This is a genomic window from Curtobacterium sp. Csp1, from assembly GCF_013347185.1.
In genome coordinates, this window is sequence record NZ_CP054594.1 from 3,579,766 (window position 1) to 3,597,759 (window position 17,994).

The following is a 17,994-nucleotide window of genomic DNA, read 5'->3' on the forward strand; positions in this document are numbered from 1 at the left end:
CGCGGTCTGCGCTTGGTCTGACGCGGACCCCGACCGGTGGGGGCGGCGCGCCAGGACGGCGGCCCCGCCGAAGACGGCGACGGCGACGAGGGCTGCCGCAGCGGTCCAGACGGGCCCGGTCGGCCAGTTCCCGGACAGCCCGAGCAGCGCCGGGACGGTGGTGGTCGTCTGGCTGGCGAGGACCGGCGACGCCAGCCACGAGCCCGCAGAACCAACCGAGTCCGGCCGACCCGAGCCCGGTCAGGGCGTCGAGTCCGACGTACAGGTAGGTCAGGCCGAACAGGAAGGTGCCCGCGATCGCGAGCAGGGCCGGCAGCGAGCCGTCCGCCGTGACGGCGACGGCCGTGCACAGGACGAGTTGAAGGCCGCCGACGAGGACGTTGAACACGCCGCTGTCACGACCGGGCACCCGTCCGAGCAGGGTGAGGCCGTTGACCAGGAGGGCAGCTCCCGAGAGGAGCAAGCAGATGTACGCCATGCCGGAACCGTGGCAGCGTCGGTCGCCCCGCGGAAGGGACGTGTCGATGTGTGTCCGACGGTGACGCCGTGTGACGCGCCCTACGGCATCACGTCGCCCGAGTTCGGACCGAGGGTCTGCCCCGTGTACAGGTCCCCGCCGGGCGAGCTGGCCAGCAGGAGCGCGGTCGGGGCCACCTCGGCGGGGACCCCGAACCGGCCGAGCGGGAGTTCTGCGGCCTTCGCGGCCCGCCACGCCTCGGTCATGCCGTCCGTCATCGGTGAGACGACCGGGCCCGGGGCGATCGCGTTGACCAGGACGCCGCGGCCGCTCCACTCGATCGCGGCGCTCTTCGTCAACGCGATGACGCCGGCCTTCGCCGCGGCGTAGTGCGCGACCTCGGCTCCGCCCTTGATCGCGAGCTGGGACGCGACGGTGATGATCCGTCCGCGGCCGTCCCGGAGCATGCGACGTCCCACGGCCCGCATGACCAGGAAGACGCCGGTCAGGTCGATCGACAGCACCCTCGACCACTCCGCGGCGGACAGGTCCTCGAGCGGCGACTGGGAGAGCACGCCGGCCGCGTGCACGAGGACGCCGATCCCGCCGCGCTCCTGGTCGACCGCGTCGACGAGGGCCTCGACCGCGTCCTCGTCGGTCACGTCGAGCACGACGGGCTGCACGCCGGGGCGACCGGCGAGGGCTGCGAGGGCGTCCGCGTCGCGGTCGGCCGCGACGACGTGCGCTCCGGCGGCGACGAACGTGTCGACGACGGCGAGCCCGATGCCGCTCGCCGCCCCCGTGACGAGTGCGGTGGTGCCGGACAGGACCCCGGTGGCCGCCATCAGTCGGCCATCAGGATCGTCAGCCCACCGTCGACGACGAGTTCCTGCTCGGTGACGTAGCGCGCCTCGCGGCTGAGCAGGAAGCGGATCGCAGCCGCCGCCTCGTCCGCCTGACCGACCCGGCCCCACGGGATCCGCTCCCCCGCCGCGGCGAGCCCGTCCGGGCCGAGGGAGTTGACGGCGTCCGAGGACTGCGGCGTCTCGATGAGCCCCGGGATGATCGTGTTCACCCGGATGCCGCGTGGGGCGAGCTCGGCCGCGGCACTCCGGACGAGGCCGATCACCGCCGCCTTCGCCGCGGCGTAGTGGCTGTGCGCGACCCAGCCGTACACGCCGCCGGCGATCGACGAGACCGCCACCATCGAGCCGCCGGGGCCGAGGTGCCGGGCTCCGGCGCGGAGCGTGCGCATCGCCCCGTGCAGGTCGACCTGGAGCAGGTCGTCCCACGCGGCGTCGGTCATCGTGTCGAGCGGCTGCCGCCGGAGCACCCCGGCGCCCGCGACGACGTGGTCGACCCGGCCCCACCGGTCGATCGCGGTCCGGAAGACGGCGTCGACGTCCTCGGTGCTGCGGACGTCGGCGGTGACGGTCACCGCGCTGCCGCCGGCCTGCTCGACCGCGGCCACCACGGCGGCGGGGTCGTGCGGGTCACCGGCGAACACCGGGATGACGATGTTCGCCCCGTGCTCGGCGAGCTGCACCGCGAGGGCGGCGCCGATCCCGCTCGCGGCGCCCGTGACGACCGCGACGCTCCCCGCGAACTCGGAGTAGACGCCGGTCGGTGTCGTCGTCCTCGATGCTCGATCACTCAATGCTCGATCACCGCCACGCGCTTCGTGGCGAGCATGATCACGCCGGAGAGCACCATGCCGCCGGCGCCCACGATGAGCGCCGCCGGGCCGAGGCCGATGCTGCCGGCGACGAGGACGGTGAGGACCGCGGAGCCGATGATCGACCCGGGCTGCCCCATCGCGGTGACGAAGGCCGATCCGGTCGCACGGCAGCTCGAGTCGAAGCACTCGGCCTGCAGGAAGAGCAGGGACGCGTACGGCCCGAGCAGGAAGAACAGCGTCGCCATGTAGGTGACGAGCACGTAGCCGAAGTCGCTCGGACCGGTCACGAACAGGGTCCAGCAGACGCCCGCGAGCACCCAGCCCGCGACGATGGTGGTCTTGCGGCCGATCACGTCGCCGAGCCAGCCGTGGAACAGGTAGCCCGCGGCGCCGACGACGTTCGACAGCACGATGATGAGCAGGGACATGCTCGGGTCGATGCCCTTGACCCCCTCGAGCATGGTCGTGCCGAGCACGCTCGTCGTGGTGATGCCGAAGTAGTTCACGATCCAGGCGATCGAGAGCACGACCGTGTTGCGCGCGTACCGACGACCGAAGATCGCGCGGAGCGGGTTCGGCCCCTCGTCGACGATGCCGAAGCGGGCGGCGATCTCCGCGGCCTCCTCGGTCCGTCCCGACTTCCGCAGCTGGCGCAGGTACGTGTTCAGGCGGTGCTGCGGCGTCTCCTTGATGCCCTTGCGGAGGAACAGCACGAAGATCGCGGGAACGGTGGCGATGAGGAAGGCGAGCCGCCACGAGTCCTGCCCGAACACCCCGGCGACGCCGGCGATGAACGCGGCGGCGAGGAGCGCACCGATCGGCCACCCGGTCTGGACCAGGCTGTAGAAGAACCCGCGGCGCTTCTTCACCCCCTCGAGCTCGGTGAGCGCGAAGACCTCGTTGAGGTACGTGGAGTTGACCGACTGCTCCGCCATGCCGAAGCCGCTGAGGGCGCGGAAGCCGACGAGCGAGGCGACCCCGGTCGACGCGGCGGTCAGGAGCGAGGAGAGCGCGGCGCCACCGATGGTGACCATCATCCCGCGGCGGCGGCCGAGGCGGTCGACGAACAGCCCGACGAGGATCACGACGACGAACACGCCGACGCTCACGAGCGTGTTCGCGAGGAGGGCCGTCTGCTCCTTCCAGCCGAAGTCCTGGGCGATGCGCGGCAGGAGCGTGCCGAACATGATGAAGTCGTAGACCGCCAGGGTCCAGGCGAAGAACGCGAGGGTCGCGCCGCGCTTGGTCTCCTTCGCCCCGATCGCGGGGAACGTCCCGGAGGACAGCTGGAGCCCCTCGGGCTCGCGGGTGGTCGTGGTGGTCATGGGTGGTCCTCTCGGTTCGGCGGTGCGGGCTGACGGGTGGAGGGGTGGGGTCGTGCGGGTCGTGAGCGGCCACGGTGGGACGGGCCGGGGTGAGGTGGGAGCAGAGTCGGTGCGGGTCAGGGGCGGTGCGGGTCGGGTGTGGTGCCGGTCAGGTGTGGTGCGCCCGCGGGGTGCCGCGGCCGCGCGCCGCGAACTCCCGGTGGATGCGGTCCCGAGGGGCGTCCTGCGCGAGGAGCGTCGCGAGCAGCAGCCGTGCCTTCAGGCCGTCGAGGCGTCCGGCCGGCACCAGGCCCGACCGCAACAGGTCGATCTCGCCGCCGGGGAACCCGTAGGTGGACGTGAGCGTCTCGCCCGCGCCGGTCCGCGAGGCCAGGACGACGGGCATCCGGGCGGCGAGCGCGCGGACCGCGTCGACGGTGTGTCCGGCGACGTGGCCGCCGCCGAAGCCCTCGATGACCGCGCCCCGGTACCCGAGCCCGTCCAGCGCGGACAGGACGCGGCCGTCGTCGGCGAGGGTGACGCGGTGCAGGGCGACCGGCGGGAGGGGCGCGACCCGTCGGGTGAGCGCCGGGAACCGGCCCGCGGGGGTCCGGAAGCGGGGCGTCCCCTCGGTGAGCAGGCCCACCGGCCCGGTGCCCGGCGAGGTGAAGGCGTCCGTCGAGGAGGTGTGCGTCTTGCGGACCGACGCCGCAGTGTGGACCTCGTCGTTGAGCACGACGAGCACGCCGCGGCCGACGGCGGCCGGGTCGGCGGCCACGGCGACGGCGGCCAGCAGGTTCGCGGGGCCGTCCGCTCCCGGCGCGGACGCGTGGCGCATCGCGCCGGTGACGACGAGCGGCTCGGGGCGGTCCCAGCCGAGGTCGAGCAGGTACGCGGTCTCCTCGATGGTGTCGGTGCCCTGCGAGACGACCACGCCGGACGACCCGGTGGCGACGGCCTCGCGAGCGGCGTCGAGCGTGCGCTGGACGTCGTCGAACCCGAGCGAGGGCGACGGGAGCAGCCCGAGCTGGTGGGCCTCGACGTGCGCGATGTCGGCGATCGCCGGGACACCGCCGACCAGGTCCGCCGCGGTGATCCGCGGGACGGCGCCCGGGCGGCCCGTGGCGGAGCCGGCGGTCCCCTCGTCGACGCTGGCGATGGTGCCGCCGAGTGCGAGGTACGCCAGGCGGGGCAGCGTCACGACGGTCACCGGAGCGCCCCCGTCCGCCGGTCGAGCGCACCGGTCAGGGCGCGGAGGTCCCGGTCGAGGACATCGCGGTCGTCGTCGCCGAGCGCGCGGGCCCGGGCGGCGACCGACGTCCAGTCGACGCGCCCGGGGCGGAGCCGCTCCACGGCGTCGAGCACCCCGTCGATCCCCTGGGCCACCACCTGGCCGCCCGTCGGCCCCTGCACGACGACGCGGACGGTGCCCGGGGCCGGGCGCACGCGGATCCGTTCCGCGGCGAAGAGCCGCGTGGTCAGGGCGGCCAGGGCGGCCTGCGCCCGGGTCCGTCCCGCCGGGGTGTCCTCGACGTCGGCGGCCGACCGGTCACGCACCGCGCCGCCGCCGCACGCGCCGCACATCAGTACTCGCGGGGGCGCTCGGCCCCGGCGAACGGGAAGCGGACGCGGAAGTCGTCCGCGATCTCGTTCATCGTCACGAACCGCACCCCCTCGTGTCCGCGGAGGTACTCGATGAGGCGCTCGATCATGAGCAGCACCTGGGGTCGACCGGAGACGTCGGGGTGGATCGTGATCGGGAACACCGCGTAGTCGAGCTCGCGGTACACCCAGTCGAACTGGTCCTTCCACATCTGCTCGACGTCGCGGGGGTTGACGAAGCCGTGGCTGTTCGGGCTCGACTTGATGAACATCATCGGCGGCAGGTCGTCGACGTACCAGTTCGCCGCGATCTCGACGAGGTCGATCTCGGAGCCGTGCACGAGCGGCGTCATCCAGGTCGCCGGGTCCTGCGCGTAGTCGATCGGCGTCCACGAGTCGCCGACGATCGAGTAGTACGGGACGAAGTCCTTGTGCTGCTGGCTGTGGTCGTAGCTGAACCCGAACTTCTTCAGCAGGGTCGGCGTGTAGCTGCTCAGTTCCCACCAGGGGGCGACGTACCCGGTCGGCTGCTGCCCGGTGAGCCGGGTGATCAGCTCCACCGAGCGCTCCATGACCGCGTCCTCCTGCGCCTCGGTCATCGCGACGGGGTTCTCGTGGCTGTATCCGTGGGCCCCGATCTCGTGCCCGGCGTCGAACAGCGCGCGGCACTCGTCGGGGAAGGTCTCGAGCGAGTGGCCGGGGATGAACCAGGTCGCCGCGATGTCCGCTCGGTCGAACACCTTCTGCAGACGGGGCACACCCGTGCGCCCGGCGAAGATGCCGCGCTGGATGTCGGAGGGCGAGTCGGCGCCGCCGTACGAGCCGAGCCACCCGGCGACCGCGTCGATGTCGACACCGAAGGAAACGAGGATCTCTTTCACCATGGGTCATCGTCTTTCGTTCGTGATTGCAATACATGCAATCGTTTGCAACACCGTCGATGGTTCCAGCGGCCTGTTTCGTCCCGCCTGCTCGCGTGTAACCAACGTGTTTCACTTCTGTTGACCGCAATCGATTGCGTGACAGCGGGGCGCGACGATCCGTCACCTAGGATCGGGACATGGGCACCACGGAGGACGGACCGGTCGGGCGCGACCACCCGGGTCGTCGCGGCGAGGCGACGCTGCAGGCGATCGCCGAGCGGGCAGGGGTGCACGTCTCGACGGCGTCGCGGGTCCTGCGCCAGACCGAACCGACGCGTGGGTGGAGCGCCTCGGCGCAGCGGGTGATCGCGGCGGCACTCGAGCTCGGGTACCGACCGAACCGGCTCGCCTCGTCGCTGCGGACCCGGCGGTCGGACACCATCGGCGTCGTGATGCCCCGACTCGCGGACACGGTGATCGCCACCATCTGCCAGGCGATCGAGTCGGCCGCGCGGTCCGCCGGGTACCAGGTCCTGCTCACCACGCCGCCGGACGACATGGGCGCGCAGCTCGAGGCCGTGGACTTCCTGCTCTCTCGTCAGGTCGACGGGCTGATCGTCAGCTCCCTGCACCTGTCCGCGCGGACACCGCGTCTGGCCGAACTGCCCGTCCCGATCATCGCGACGAACCGGCACCCCGGCGACTGGATGCCCGCGGTCGTCGGTGACGACGTCGAGGGTGGCCGGATCGCCGCGGAGCACCTGCTCGCGCTCGGCCACCGACGCATCGGGGTCGTCGCGGGGCCGCGGCACGCCAGCACGGCGGTCGAGCGGGTGGCCGGCTTCCGGCTCGCACACGAGCAGCGCGGCATCCCGGTCGACGACGCCCTGGTGGTGCACAGCGACTTCGAGGTCGAGGGCGGCGTCGTCGGCGCGCACGCCCTGCTGTCGTCGGTGGACCCGCCGACCGCGATCTTCGCGGTGAACGACACCGCGGCGATCGGGGTCATGGGTGCTGCCCGGCAGCGGGGTCTGCGGGTCCCGGACGACCTGTCGATCGTCGGCTACAACGACATCTCGATCGTCGCGCAGCTGCCGACGCCGCTCACCACGGTGCACTCGCCGACGGGCCGCATGGGTGCCGTCGCGGTCGAACGCCTGCTCGCTGCACGGGCGTCCGGGACGCCGGACGGTGCGGTGCTGCCCGTCTCGCTGGTGGTGCGGTCCTCGACGGGCCCCGTCCGGTCCTGACCCGACCGACCCGGCCCCGACCAGCCCCGCCGGCCCGGTCCAGCCCCGCCGTCCCCGCCCGGCCCCGCACCTGCCGCTGGCGTCACGGCGCGGTCTGCGCTACCGTCGGCGCCAGAGGGAAAACGCCTCCGGTCCCGATCGGCGGCAGCGCGTACGTGACTCGTGGGAGTCGCCACTTCTTCGTCGAAGGAGTGCGCCCGTGTCCGTACCGATCACCCGTCCGGGGTCACCGCAGCGCCTGCGTGACGCCTGGATCGCCCTGGCGGGGCTGTCCGCCGTGTTCCTGTTCGAGATGCTCGACAACTCGGTCCTCACCGTGGCCCTGCCGACCATCGGCCGCGACCTCGGCGCGTCGACGTCCGCGCTGCAGTGGGTCTCGGGCGCGTACTCGCTGGCGTTCGGCGGCCTGATGCTCCTGTTCGGCGCCGTCGCCGACCGGTTCGGTCGCCGCCGGGTCATGCTCGTCGGACTCGTCCTGCTCGCCGGGGTGAGCGTCGCGACCCTCGCCGTCACCTCGGTCGAGGGGCTGGTCGTGGTCCGCGCGCTCACGGGCGTCGCGGCGGCGATGACCACCCCGGGTGCGATGGCCCTCGCGTTCCGCCTGTTCGACGCCGAGGACCTGCGCGTCCGGGCCCTCACCGTGATCTCCACCGCGGGCCTGGTCGGGCTCGCGGTCGGACCGACGGTGGGCGGGCTCGTCCTCGCCGTCGCCCCGTGGCAGGTCCTGCTCGTCGCGAACGCGCCCGTCGCCGTGGTCGCGTTCGTCGGGATCCGCGCCGGCATCACCGCCGACCACGTGACGGACCTGCGGCGGGACCCGGTCGACGTCCTCGGGGCGGTCCTCGGCACAGCCACCGTGGCCGGGGTCCTCGTCACGCCGACCGTCGCGGTCGCGGCCGGCGGGCAGGCCGACGGAGCAGCCGGCGGGCCAGCCGGCAGCCCGCTCCTGTGGTGCATGGTCGCCGCGACGCTCGCCGCCGCGACCGCGTTCGTCGCGCGGCAGCGGACCGCCGCCGCGCCGCTGCTCGACCTCCGGCTCGTCGCGCGTCCGCTCGTCGCGAGCGGACTGCTCTACAAGGCCGCCGCTGGGCTCGCGACCGCCGGCCTCTCCTGGACCGTGACCCTCCAGCTGCAGGTCGTGTGGGGGTGGCCGCCCGCCCTCGCCGCGGTCGGGACCCTGCCGCAGGTGGTCGTCCTGCTCGTGAGCGGACGGTTCGTCGGGCCGTTCGTCCGTCGGGTCGGCCTGCGCACGGCAGCCTGGACGAGCTCGGCCGCGGTGGTGCTCGGGCTCGCCGTCTCCCTCGCCGCGACACCGCTCGGCTACCCCGTGGTCGTCGTGGCGCTCGTGCTCGTCGCAGCGGGCATGCGGGTCGTCGGCGCGGTCGCCGGGGCCGAGGTCCTCGCCGGGCTCCCCGCGGACCGCACCTCGGTCGGTGCCGCGCTCGTCGACACCGCGAGCGAGGTCGCGACCGCCGCGGGGGTCGCCGTCGCGGGGACCGTCCTGGCGGCGCTCGTCCCCGGGGCCGTCGCCGCCGCGCACCTCGACGCGGCCCACCGTGCGGCGGTCGGCGGTGCACTGTCCGTCGCCGGCGTCGCCCTCACCGTGGTCGCCGCCGCACTCGTGGCGGCCGGGATGCTCCGCGCCCGCCAGCACGCATCCGGCGCCGGGCCGGCCACCGAGCAGGCCGACGACCAACCAGCCGCCAGGCCGGCCACGGGCCGACCCGCAGCCGATCCGGCCGCCCACCCGCCCGTCACCCCGTCCCATCACACCGACCAGGAGTCCGCCGATGTCTGAGTCCACCGTCCGCCCGCCGTTCGACCCGGAGCTCGCCGTGTTCCTCACCGCCGTGCAGGCCCGGGGTCCGATGCCCCTCACGCCCGAGGCGCTCCCCCGCATGCGTGCCCTCGAGGTCCCAGAGGCCGTGCTCGACGCCCACCTGCACGAACTCGGCTACCACCGGCGGAGCGTCACCGTGCCGGGCCACCTCGGCGACCCGATCGACCTCGCCGTCATCCGGCGCACCGACTCGACCGGCCCCGTCCCCGCCGTCTACTCGATCCACGGCGGCGGCATGATGTTCGGCCACCACCTCGGGAACCTGGACTCGTTCGACGACTGGCTCCTCCGCGACCACGACGTCGTCCTGGTGAGCGTCGACTACCGGCTGGCCCCCGAGCACCCGGACCCCTACCCGGTCGAGGACGCCTACGCCGGCCTCGTCTGGCTCGCGGAGCACGCCGTCGAGCTCGGCGTCGACCCGACGCGGATCGTCGTCGCCGGGCAGAGCGCCGGTGGCGGGCTGGCCGCGGGCGTCACCCTGCTCGCCCGCGACCGGCAGGGTCCGGCGGTGGCGGCGCAGGTCCTCGTCTCCCCCATGCTCGACGACCGCGACGACACGGTGTCCGGCCGCCAGTTCGACGGGGTCGGCGTCGCCGACCGACAGATGATGCACGTCGCGTGGGACGCGTACCTCGGCGAGCGCCGCGGGACCGACGCCGTCGATCCGTCGGCCGCGCCGGCACGTGCGACGGACCTGTCCGGGCTGCCGCCGACGTACCTGGACTGCGGGAGCGCGGAGGTGTTCCGCGACGAGACCGTCGCGTACGCGAGCGCCCTCTGGGCCGCCGGGGTCGACGCAGAGCTGCACGTCTGGCCGGGTGCCTTCCACGGCTCCACGAGCATGGTCCCGGACGCCGTCCTGTCACGCGCGGCGGTCGCCGCGCTGGCAGGGTGGACCGCCCGCCTGCTGGCGCGCTGACCCGGGTTCCCACCGACGGACGGGAGGCACGGTGCCGGCTGGCACCGTGCCTCCCGTCCGACGGGTGGTGACGGTCGTGACTGGTGCGGACGACCGCACCAGACGATCGTCTGGCGGGGCAGACTGGAGGCGACGTCGCGGACCCGCGACGCGCACCAGGAAAGGAGCGGACCCTGTCCGGACCGACCATCTCCCTGCGCCTCGGCGCCCCCGTGTACGCACAAGCCCTCCGCTACACGGCGATGTTCCACGCCAAGCCGTTCGCCGAGGCCCTGCTGGTCTACCGCGAGGGCGGGACCTACACGATCCTGTCGCCGGGCGAGGACCACCACGGCTGCTACGTGTCCGCGACGCTCCCCCTGGACCCGCCGAGGCGGGTGCAGTTCACGTCGTTGCCGTCGACCGACTGGAGCGACGACGTCGCGACGCACGTCCTCGGGTTCGCGCCGGACACCGGGGGCTTCACGCAGGAGCTCCACCTGCCCGGGGAGCCGGTCCCCCGGGTGCAGCACGGGTTCGCGGCACCGGTCGACGGACCGCGGTCGATCGACACCACCCGAGGCTGGTCGATCCTCCGCACGGAGCACGCGGCGGCCTTCGACCGCGCTCGAGGCCTGGCGGGCGCTGCCGCGCGGTAGCCGTCGGGCACCGGGCCCCCGGCAGGGTGCGGGCAGACCGCCCGAGCGCTTGTTGATAATGATTCTCAACAGGCGCTACAGTTCGGTACGCGGCAGCCAGCCGCGTTCCCCGTTCTCCTCCGTCTCCCCAGAAGTGGACCCCATGCGCCCACCCCTCGTCCTCGGAGCACTGGCCGTCACCGCCGTGCTCACCGGAGCCCTCGCGCTCCACCCCGTCCCGCCGGACGCTCCCCTCCGGCCGCTCGCCGGGTCCGTTCCCCACTGGCCCGCGGGCGTGCAACGCACCGGCACGGCCCGCACCGGCTCCGTCTCGTTCTCGGTCCTCCTGGCTCCCGATCGGCTCGCCGGAGCCCCGTCGATCCGCGGGTGGCTGCAGGACCACGGACTGCACGCGGCACCCGTGCGCCCCGCCGCGGCGTCGATCCCGGTCGAGGGTCCGGTCGACCAGGTCGCCGACGCGTTCCACACCACCTTCGCCCGGTACCGCACCGCACAGGGCACCGTCGTGACCGCACCGGAGCGCCCGCTGTCGGTCCCTCGCGAGCTCGCAGCAGTGACGGGCATCGCCGGGGTCGTGGTCGCGGACACCATCCGCCCGACCGAGGTCGCGAGGGGCACCTCCCCGACCGTGCGGGGCCACGTCCTCGCGGACGACGGGACCTGCGCGGCCTACTGGGGCGAGAAGGTCACGACCGACTGGCCCGCCTCGGTCGTCGTCGATCACCGGTCGAACGCACTGTGCGGCTACGGGCCGGCGCAGCTGCGCGAGGTCCACCACCTGCCCGCGGACGTCACCGGTCGCGGTGCGCGCATCGCGATCGTGGCGGCGTTCGACGACCCCGACGTGGAGCAGGACACCGACACCTACGCCCGGGCGACCGGAACGCAGCCCTTCACCGCGGGGCAGTACCGGAACCACGCCCCGGACGCCCCCGACGTGGACCGCTGCGGCGGCCCGGAGGCCTGGACCGAGGAGCAGCACCTGGACGTCCAGGCGGTGCACGCCATGGCGCCGGACGCCACCGTCGACTACTGGGGCGCGGCCGACTGCGGGACGACCGCCATGTACTCGCGCATCCTCGACGTCGTCGAGGACGGGCACGCCGACGTCATCAGCCTGTCCTTCGGGTCGACCGAACAGCTGGACACCGCGGACGACCGCGCCCTCCTGAACAGGGTGCTGGTGGAGGCCGCGAGCCTGGGCATCTCGGTGTTCGCGTCCTCCGGCAACGACGGCGACTACAGCGACGCGGGTGACCACGGTGCAGGGGCCTCCGTCGCCTCGCCGGCCTCCAGCCCGTACGTGACCGCCGTCGGGGGCACGAGCACCGGCCTCGCTGCGGACGGCTCCGTCGCGGTCGAGGCCGGATGGGAGACGCAGACCCGCTTCGCCCGGAACGGCGCCGTGATCCCGCCCGGGTTCGCCTACGGCGCCGGCGGTGGCGAGTCCGGCACCTCCGCCCGACCCACCTGGCAGCGGGACGACATCCGTCGCGGCGGCACCGGGCGCCTCGTCCCGGACGTCGCCTCGATCGCCGATCCCGACACCGGGTTCGTGACCTACGGACCGCACCACGGGCGGACGGAGTACGCGGCGCACGGGGGCACGAGCCTCGCGACGCCGATGGTCGCGTCGATGGTCGCCATGTCGAAGGCCGTCACCGGACGTCGCATCGGCCTCGCGAGCCCCGCGCTCTTCGCGCTCCGCGGCACCGCGGCACTCCGCGACGTCCGCCCGACCTCCGCCGCGACGTGGTCGCCGCGCGGCCCCGACGCCGGCGCACTCTGGCCGGAGACGATCGCGATGTGGGACACACGACCGCAGAGTCTGCAGTCGGGTCCTGGCTGGGACGACGTCACCGGCCTCGGCGTCCCGGACGGACGCGCATTCATCGAGCGGTTCGGTGCGACGGAGGCCGGACGGTGAGCCGGATGACGCATCGTCGCGCGAACCGCAGCGACCGCATCGCCGTCGTCGTCGGCATCGTCGTCGCCGGGCTCCTCGGCATCGGCGTGACCGTCCCCGCGATCGCCGCGGACAGCGCGCCGCTCGCCCGGGCAGCCGGCGTCGAGGTGGTCGACATCGACGGCGGCTCCTTGATCGACCCGACCCCGACCGCCGCCTGGCACGACGGACCCGCGGCGACGGCGGACGCAGCCGGCACCGGTGACGTCCTCAAGCTGAACACCACCCGGACGTCCGGCCTGCACGTCAGCGCTGGGCCAGACGGCGCGGAAGCGACCATCGCTTCGGGGACCTTCACACTCCGGGACCGGCCCGCGGTCACCTTCACCGACCTGCGCGCCACCTGCAGCCCCGACGGCGAACAGACCGTGACGTTCGGCCACCTCGCGATCGGCGGGACCGACGTCACCGCCGCCGCCAGCGGTCACCTCGGATGGAGCACCGATCTGCCGCCGTCGGTGTACGGCGCGACGAAGGTCCTCGTCGGCAGCACCACGACGGACGGTGACGGGTCCAGCACCACGGTCGGGCTCCGCATCGAGGCCGAGGCCGGCGCGTCGGAGATCTGGCGGATCAGGGCCGGGTCGGTGACCTGCGCCGGTGCCGCAGCCTGGCCGACACCGACACCGACACCGACACCGGGCGGTGGGTCCGGAGCGCCCGGCGGATCCGGAACAGCGGCCGGCCGGTCCGTCAGCGGCGTGACGGTCACCGCGCCGGACGGCACGGTCCTGATCGACGGGCAGCCCGCCGTCCGCGGCACCGGAACACGGACCGTCGCCACGGCACGGGCATCGGACGGCTCACCCTCCGTCGCGACGGGGGTCACCGTCTCGTCCGACGACGCGGGCGGCTCGGACGTCGCGGTGTCGTCCTTCCAGCAGCTCCCGGGAGCACCTACCGACCCGCTCGCGGAGTACCGGTGGACAGCGCTGCGGATCGCCGGGCTGCACGCACACGTCGACACGTCGGGCGCGATGACCGTGACTTTCGACGACACCGCCGACGCGGTGTTCGCGAACGGCATCTGGGTCAACACCTCCACCGACGTCTACACGGGTCTCGCCCCGGGCGGCACCCCGCGCGTGCGCATCGACTTCGGGGAGCGCGTCCGACACGACGACGGCAGCGTGACCCTCACCGCGCTGCACTACCGCGACCTCACCGGCGAGTACCCCGACGTCCGCCTCGGCGTCGTGTCGATCCCGGCGCAGCACAGCGGTGGGACCATCCCGACGCCCACCCCGACCCCCACGTCGACTCCGACCGCCACTCCTGGTGAGGGCGGAGTCGGAACGTGGTCGGCGTACGGTGTCCGGACGACCGGCCCGAGCGACGTCTCTCCGCGGCCCCTCGTGGGCCCCGCGGCCGGGACAGCGGCCACCGACTCCACGACCGCGGTCGTCGGCGACGGCACCCTCGGGCAGGTCAGCGCCAGCGACGCCGAGGTGCACTCGACGCGGGACCGCGGCGAGGCCCGCCTGGCACACCTGGTCCTCTACCCCGGGACACGGGCAGCCGTCGACCTCCGCGACGTCCACGTCGTCGTCACGCCGTCCGCCACCGTCGTCACCACCGCCGGCGGGTCGGTGGCCGGGACCCGTGTCGCCGCCGGCGCCGTGGCGGCCGGGACGAGGATCACGGTCCCGGGCGGCACCGGGACCTTCGTCCTGAACGACCAGCAGACCGGCCCCCGGTCCCTGTCGGTCCGCGCACTGCGGTTCACCGACGTGGCCGGGCTCGGAGCGGACGTCACGGCCGCGGTCGTGACCACCGAGCACGTCCGCGCCGACCCAGGCGGTACGCCGGGGAGCGGCGGGTCGAGCGGCGGGTCGAGCGGCGGTGGTCCGGCGGGCGGAGCCGACCGGTCACCCGGCGCGCTGAGCGGCGACGGATCGAGTCCCACCGGGACCAGCGGGTCCCGCGCCCGCGGACTCGCCTTCACCGGCGCCTCCGTCGGTGCGGGCACGATCGCCGCCGCAGTGCTCCTCGGCGCCGGTGGCCTCGTTCTCACCGTGCGACACCGGCGGCGGCGCGCTCGATGAGCGGTCCGCACCGACCCCCGTGCGGACCGGACGCGCCGGTGCGCGGTGACCGGGAGAACCGCTCGTGGGTCCTGTCGCTGGCTGCTCCCCGACCCCGGTCACGAGAGCGGGACGTGCTCCTCGAGGGTGTGCGTCACGGCATCCGCCACGATGTGTGCGACGTGCGCGTCGGCCAGGGAGTACTCCGCCTCGCGACCGTGTCGGACCACCGCGACCAGCCCGGCAGCCCGGAGCGTCCGGAGGTGCTGGGACACGAGGGGCTGCGAGAGCCCAGCGGCCTCCGCGAGGCCCCCGACCGTCGTCGGGTGGTCCCGGAGCAGGCACAGCAGGTGCAGTCGCGACGCTGACGACAGGACCTTGAAGAGCTCGGCCGCAGGTTCGAGGTTCGCTCGGGGTGTCACACGGAAACAGTAGTCCGCGGACATGCGTCGCCACAGCACGGGCGCCCTCCCGGCCGGGAGAGCGCCCGTGCTGGAACCGGCTCAGTGCTCGTCGTAGTGTCCGTCGTGCTCGGCGTGCTTGTGACCGTCGTGCAGGTAGTCGACATGGTCGTCGTGCTGGACGGCTTCGTGGCCGCAGTCAGCCGCGTGCTGGTGTTCGGCGATGGTGTGCTCGGCGTGGGTCTCGGTGCCTGCCATGGGGTCCTCCTGTGTGTGACGACGGCATGGTGCCATTGAACTCGACACATGCATCGATTGCAATGCTTTCATGTGAGAGCTCGACAAGCTCGTGACACAGGGACCCGCGCGCCTCGATCAACGGCGCTGCTCAGCGGAGGCGTCGTCGTGCTGCTGCGGGGCGTCGAGCCCGTCGCACACCCACGCGAGCGCGTCGTCGGCCGCGTGGATCCGCCGTCGGCGTGCGAGTGCCGCAGCATGGTCGTCGCGCACGTACCCGAGCGCGTGGACCGCCTGCTGGACGCGAGCCCTCGTGGTGGGTCGGACGTTGGTCGCGCCGTTGAGGACGCGGGACACGGTCTGGTGGGACACGTGCGCCGCGGCGGCGACGTCGTGGATGGTCGGTGGTCTCGTCACTGCTGGCTCCTCGCGAGGGATCGTGTGCGAGCACCGCCGGTCGACGACGCGACGGCGCCCGCCGCGAGGCCGGCGGATCAGGAACCGGCCTCGCTGCTCCGCCCGTTCAGTCGGTGCCCTAGAGGTGGGGCCGGGCGGAGGTCTGTGAGTTCAGTGACCCGAGCCGAGGTTCCCGGCGAGGCGACCGTGGAAGGCCTGGCTGGCGTCGTTCATGCCGCGGATCTCGACCCGCTTGCCGTGCTGGTGGTACTTCGTCTCGATCGAGTCGAGCGCGGCGACGGTGGAGGCGTCCCACACGTGCGACTTCGTCATGTCGATGATCACGAGCTCGGGGTCGCCGGAGTAGTCGAACTGGGTGGTGAGGTCGTTGGAGGAGGCGAAGAACAGCTCACCCTCGACCGCGTAGAGCGCGTGCTGTTCACCGTTCGGGAGCGTCTCGATGCTCCGCGAGACGTTGGTGAAGTGGGAGACGCGGCGGGCGAAGACGATCATCGCGGCGATGACACCGATGATGACGCCGATGGCGAGGTTGTCGGTGGCGACGACGATCACGACGGTGAGGACCATCACGATCGTCTCGCCGACGGGCATCCGCTTGAGGGTGGAGGGCGTGATGCTGTGCCAGTCGAAGGTGCCGACGGAGACCATCACCATGACGGCGACGAGGGCTGCCATCGGGATGATCGCGACGACGTCACCGAGCCCGACCACGAGGACGAGCAGGAACACGCCGGACAGGAACGTCGAGATGCGGGTGCGGGCGCCGGAGGCCTTGACGTTGATCATCGTCTGGCCGATCATCGCGCAGCCGCCCATCCCGCCGAACAGGCCGGAGGCGATGTTCGCGACACCCTGCCCGAGGGCCTCACGGGTCTTGCGGGAGCTGGTGTCGGTGACCTCGTCGACGAGCTTCGCGGTCATCAGCGACTCGAGCAGCCCGACGAGGGCCATGGCGAGTGCGTAGGGGGCGATGATCGTGAGCGTCTCGAGGTTCACCGGGACGTTCGGGATGAAGAGCGTCGGGAGGCTGTCGGGCAGCTTGCCCTCGTCGCCGACGGTCGGGACGGCGATCGACGCGAACACGGTGACCAGGGTCAGGACGACGATCGCGACCAGGGGTGCGGGGATGGCCTTCGTGAGTCGCGGCAGCAGGACGATGATCGCGATGCCGGCGGCGGCGATCGGCCAGACCAGCCAGGAGACGCCGATGATGTTCGGCAGCTGCGCGGTGAAGATCAGGATCGCGAGCGCGTTGACGAACCCGACCATCACGGACCGGGGCACGAACCGCATCAGCTTCGCCGCACCGAGCCCGCCGAGGACGAGCTGGAAGATCCCGCCGAGGAGGACGGTCGCTATCAGGTGGTCGAGGCCGTGCTCCTTCATCACGGGGGCGACGACGAGGGCGATGGCTCCGGTGGCACCGGTGATCATTGCTGCGCGGCCGCCGACGAACGAGATGACGACAGCCATCACGAACGCCGAGAACAGCCCGACGCGGGGGTCGACGCCGGCGATGATCGAGAACGAGATCGCCTCAGGGATCAGGGCGAGGGCGACGACGAGGCCGGCGAGGACCTCGCGGAGCAGGATCTTCGGGTTCCGCAGTGCGGACAGGACGGTGGGACTCGGATGTGCCTGGACGGGCACGGACTGCGTGACGGTCGTCACGGTTCTCCTTCGGATGAGGGGTGCGGGCGCTGCGCCCGCGAGAGCTGTTCGTGGGGCGCGTCATCGCGCAGGGCCGGCGGCGTCGGAGCGTCCGACCGGTCCCGACTCTTCCGTTGCGGAAAGGTTGGAACGTCCCAACCTTACCGCGACGGAAGGGTTGCTGCGCAAGGGGGTGCTGCGCGCCGCCGGGCACTACGCTCTCCAGGACGCACCACGGCCAGGGGAAGGCACGCACGATGACGGATGACGCGGCACCGACGACGATGCACATCGGCGAGCTCGCCGACCGCACCGGCCTGTCGAACCGCACGATCCGCCACTACGACGAGGTCGGGCTCCTGCGCCCGTCCGGCCGCACCGAGGGAGGCTTCCGCCTCTACACGGAGACCGACCTCGCGCGCCTGCTCATCATCCGACGCATGAAGCCCCTCGGATTCACGCTCGACCAGATGGCCGATCTCCTCGCGGTCGTCGACGCGCTCGCGGTCACCGCGGACGCCACCGAGCGGGCTCGTCTCCGGACACAGCTCGACGAGTACGTCCGCGACACCGAGGAGCGGCGCGCTCGGCTGGAACAGCACCTGGCCATGGCCGACGAGTTCCTCGGCATCCTCCGCAGTCGGTAGCGGTCCCGAGCGGCGCCGCGCGCCGCGCCGTCGAGCGGCCGCCTGCTGGCTCGCGTTGGTGGTGATCCCACCACCACCGGACGAGAGGCACGGTGCCG

Annotated in this window: 18 protein-coding genes; 7 read left to right on the forward strand and 11 right to left on the reverse strand. The window is 73.1% G+C overall.

The window, feature by feature from the left end; genetic code table 11:
• The 7 genes from HUN58_RS17200 to HUN58_RS17230 form a co-directional block, all read right to left on the reverse strand.
• Positions 1 to 478, reverse strand: a 478-nt coding sequence (locus tag HUN58_RS17200) for an AmiS/UreI family transporter (RefSeq protein WP_368075752.1), incomplete at its 3' end; no start/stop codon positions are given.
• An 80-nt stretch (positions 479 to 558) separates the two neighbouring features.
• Positions 559 to 1,302: an SDR family NAD(P)-dependent oxidoreductase gene (locus tag HUN58_RS17205; protein ID WP_208745614.1), complete on the reverse strand. Its 744-nt coding sequence runs from the start codon at positions 1,300 to 1,302 to the stop codon at positions 559 to 561.
• Positions 1,302 to 2,114, reverse strand: a complete 813-nt coding sequence (locus tag HUN58_RS17210) for an SDR family NAD(P)-dependent oxidoreductase (RefSeq protein ID WP_208745615.1) — start codon at positions 2,112 to 2,114, stop codon at positions 1,302 to 1,304. The genes HUN58_RS17205 and HUN58_RS17210 overlap by 1 nt, the downstream gene beginning before the upstream one ends.
• A complete protein-coding gene (locus HUN58_RS17215; RefSeq protein ID WP_208745616.1) occupies positions 2,111 to 3,460 on the reverse strand; it encodes an MFS transporter in 1,350 nt (449 codons plus the stop codon). The genes HUN58_RS17210 and HUN58_RS17215 overlap by 4 nt, the downstream gene beginning before the upstream one ends.
• 148 nt (positions 3,461 to 3,608) lie before the next feature.
• Complete coding sequence (locus HUN58_RS17220) at positions 3,609 to 4,640, reverse strand: asparaginase (protein WP_208745617.1); 1,032 nt, start codon at positions 4,638 to 4,640, stop codon at positions 3,609 to 3,611.
• Between the two features lie 5 nt (positions 4,641 to 4,645).
• Entirely contained in the window at positions 4,646 to 4,996 is a 351-nt protein-coding gene (locus HUN58_RS17225; RefSeq protein WP_208745618.1) for a hypothetical protein, read from the reverse strand.
• A gap of 26 nt (positions 4,997 to 5,022) precedes the next feature.
• Positions 5,023 to 5,925 carry a polysaccharide deacetylase gene (locus tag HUN58_RS17230; RefSeq protein WP_114851511.1) on the reverse strand — a complete coding sequence of 301 codons (903 nt, stop codon included), beginning with the start codon at positions 5,923 to 5,925 and terminating at the stop codon, positions 5,023 to 5,025.
• Positions 5,926 to 6,101: 176 nt separating this feature from the next.
• Here HUN58_RS17230 and HUN58_RS17235 point away from each other — a divergent pair, with 176 nt between their 5' ends.
• The 6 genes from HUN58_RS17235 to HUN58_RS17260 all read left to right on the forward strand — a co-directional run bounded on the left by HUN58_RS17235 (position 6,102) and on the right by HUN58_RS17260 (position 14,565).
• Entirely contained in the window at positions 6,102 to 7,154 is a 1,053-nt protein-coding gene (locus tag HUN58_RS17235; protein ID WP_175325066.1) for a LacI family DNA-binding transcriptional regulator, read from the forward strand.
• A 199-nt stretch (positions 7,155 to 7,353) separates the two neighbouring features.
• On the forward strand, positions 7,354 to 8,952 hold the full coding sequence (locus tag HUN58_RS17240) for an MFS transporter (RefSeq protein ID WP_302694652.1): 1,599 nt from the start codon (positions 7,354 to 7,356) through the stop codon (positions 8,950 to 8,952).
• Complete coding sequence (locus tag HUN58_RS17245) at positions 8,945 to 9,916, forward strand: alpha/beta hydrolase (RefSeq protein WP_208745619.1); 972 nt, start codon at positions 8,945 to 8,947, stop codon at positions 9,914 to 9,916. The genes HUN58_RS17240 and HUN58_RS17245 overlap by 8 nt, the downstream gene beginning before the upstream one ends.
• Positions 9,917 to 10,128: 212 nt before the next feature.
• Entirely contained in the window at positions 10,129 to 10,554 is a 426-nt protein-coding gene (locus HUN58_RS17250; RefSeq protein WP_229666828.1) for a hypothetical protein, read from the forward strand.
• Positions 10,555 to 10,696: 142 nt separating this feature from the next.
• A complete protein-coding gene (locus HUN58_RS17255; protein WP_208745620.1) occupies positions 10,697 to 12,481 on the forward strand; it encodes a S8 family serine peptidase in 1,785 nt (594 codons plus the stop codon).
• A gap of 5 nt (positions 12,482 to 12,486) precedes the next feature.
• Positions 12,487 to 14,565: a hypothetical protein gene (locus HUN58_RS17260; protein WP_208745621.1), complete on the forward strand. Its 2,079-nt coding sequence runs from the start codon at positions 12,487 to 12,489 to the stop codon at positions 14,563 to 14,565.
• A gap of 98 nt (positions 14,566 to 14,663) precedes the next feature.
• On the opposite strand, the gene HUN58_RS17265 is transcribed toward HUN58_RS17260, so the two are convergent.
• The 4 genes from HUN58_RS17265 to HUN58_RS17280 all read right to left on the reverse strand — a co-directional run bounded on the left by HUN58_RS17265 (position 14,664) and on the right by HUN58_RS17280 (position 17,270).
• On the reverse strand, positions 14,664 to 14,966 hold the full coding sequence (locus HUN58_RS17265; RefSeq protein ID WP_229666829.1) for a helix-turn-helix transcriptional regulator: 303 nt from the start codon (positions 14,964 to 14,966) through the stop codon (positions 14,664 to 14,666).
• Positions 14,967 to 15,047: 81 nt separating this feature from the next.
• Positions 15,048 to 15,203 (reverse strand): hypothetical protein, encoded by a 156-nt coding sequence (locus HUN58_RS17270; RefSeq protein ID WP_058741442.1) that lies wholly within the window; start codon positions 15,201 to 15,203, stop codon positions 15,048 to 15,050.
• 117 nt (positions 15,204 to 15,320) lie between these two features.
• Positions 15,321 to 15,599, reverse strand: a complete 279-nt coding sequence (locus HUN58_RS21090; protein WP_114851506.1) for a LacI family DNA-binding transcriptional regulator — start codon at positions 15,597 to 15,599, stop codon at positions 15,321 to 15,323.
• Between the two features lie 150 nt (positions 15,600 to 15,749).
• On the reverse strand, positions 15,750 to 17,270 hold the full coding sequence (locus HUN58_RS17280) for a SulP family inorganic anion transporter (protein ID WP_208745622.1): 1,521 nt from the start codon (positions 17,268 to 17,270) through the stop codon (positions 15,750 to 15,752).
• A 236-nt stretch (positions 17,271 to 17,506) separates the two neighbouring features.
• Between HUN58_RS17280 and HUN58_RS17285 the strand changes: the two genes are divergently transcribed.
• Positions 17,507 to 17,896: a MerR family transcriptional regulator gene (locus tag HUN58_RS17285; RefSeq protein ID WP_058741445.1), complete on the forward strand. Its 390-nt coding sequence runs from the start codon at positions 17,507 to 17,509 to the stop codon at positions 17,894 to 17,896.
• Positions 17,897 to 17,994: the final 98 nt, after the last annotated feature.

Coding starts and splice junctions, on each gene's coding strand:
- HUN58_RS17205 (WP_208745614.1), bottom strand. CDS start 1,302: ATGGCGGCCACCGGGGTCCTGTCCGGCACCACCGCACTCGTCACGGGG.
- HUN58_RS17215 (WP_208745616.1), bottom strand. CDS start 3,460: ATGACCACCACGACCACCCGCGAGCCCGAGGGGCTCCAGCTGTCCTCC.
- HUN58_RS17230 (WP_114851511.1), bottom strand. CDS start 5,925: ATGGTGAAAGAGATCCTCGTTTCCTTCGGTGTCGACATCGACGCGGTC.
- HUN58_RS17235 (WP_175325066.1), top strand. CDS start 6,102: ATGGGCACCACGGAGGACGGACCGGTCGGGCGCGACCACCCGGGTCGT.
- HUN58_RS17245 (WP_208745619.1), top strand. CDS start 8,945: ATGTCTGAGTCCACCGTCCGCCCGCCGTTCGACCCGGAGCTCGCCGTG.
- HUN58_RS17255 (WP_208745620.1), top strand. CDS start 10,697: ATGCGCCCACCCCTCGTCCTCGGAGCACTGGCCGTCACCGCCGTGCTC.
- HUN58_RS17260 (WP_208745621.1), top strand. CDS start 12,487: ATGACGCATCGTCGCGCGAACCGCAGCGACCGCATCGCCGTCGTCGTC.
- HUN58_RS17270 (WP_058741442.1), bottom strand. CDS start 15,203: ATGGCAGGCACCGAGACCCACGCCGAGCACACCATCGCCGAACACCAG.
- HUN58_RS17285 (WP_058741445.1), top strand. CDS start 17,507: ATGACGGATGACGCGGCACCGACGACGATGCACATCGGCGAGCTCGCC.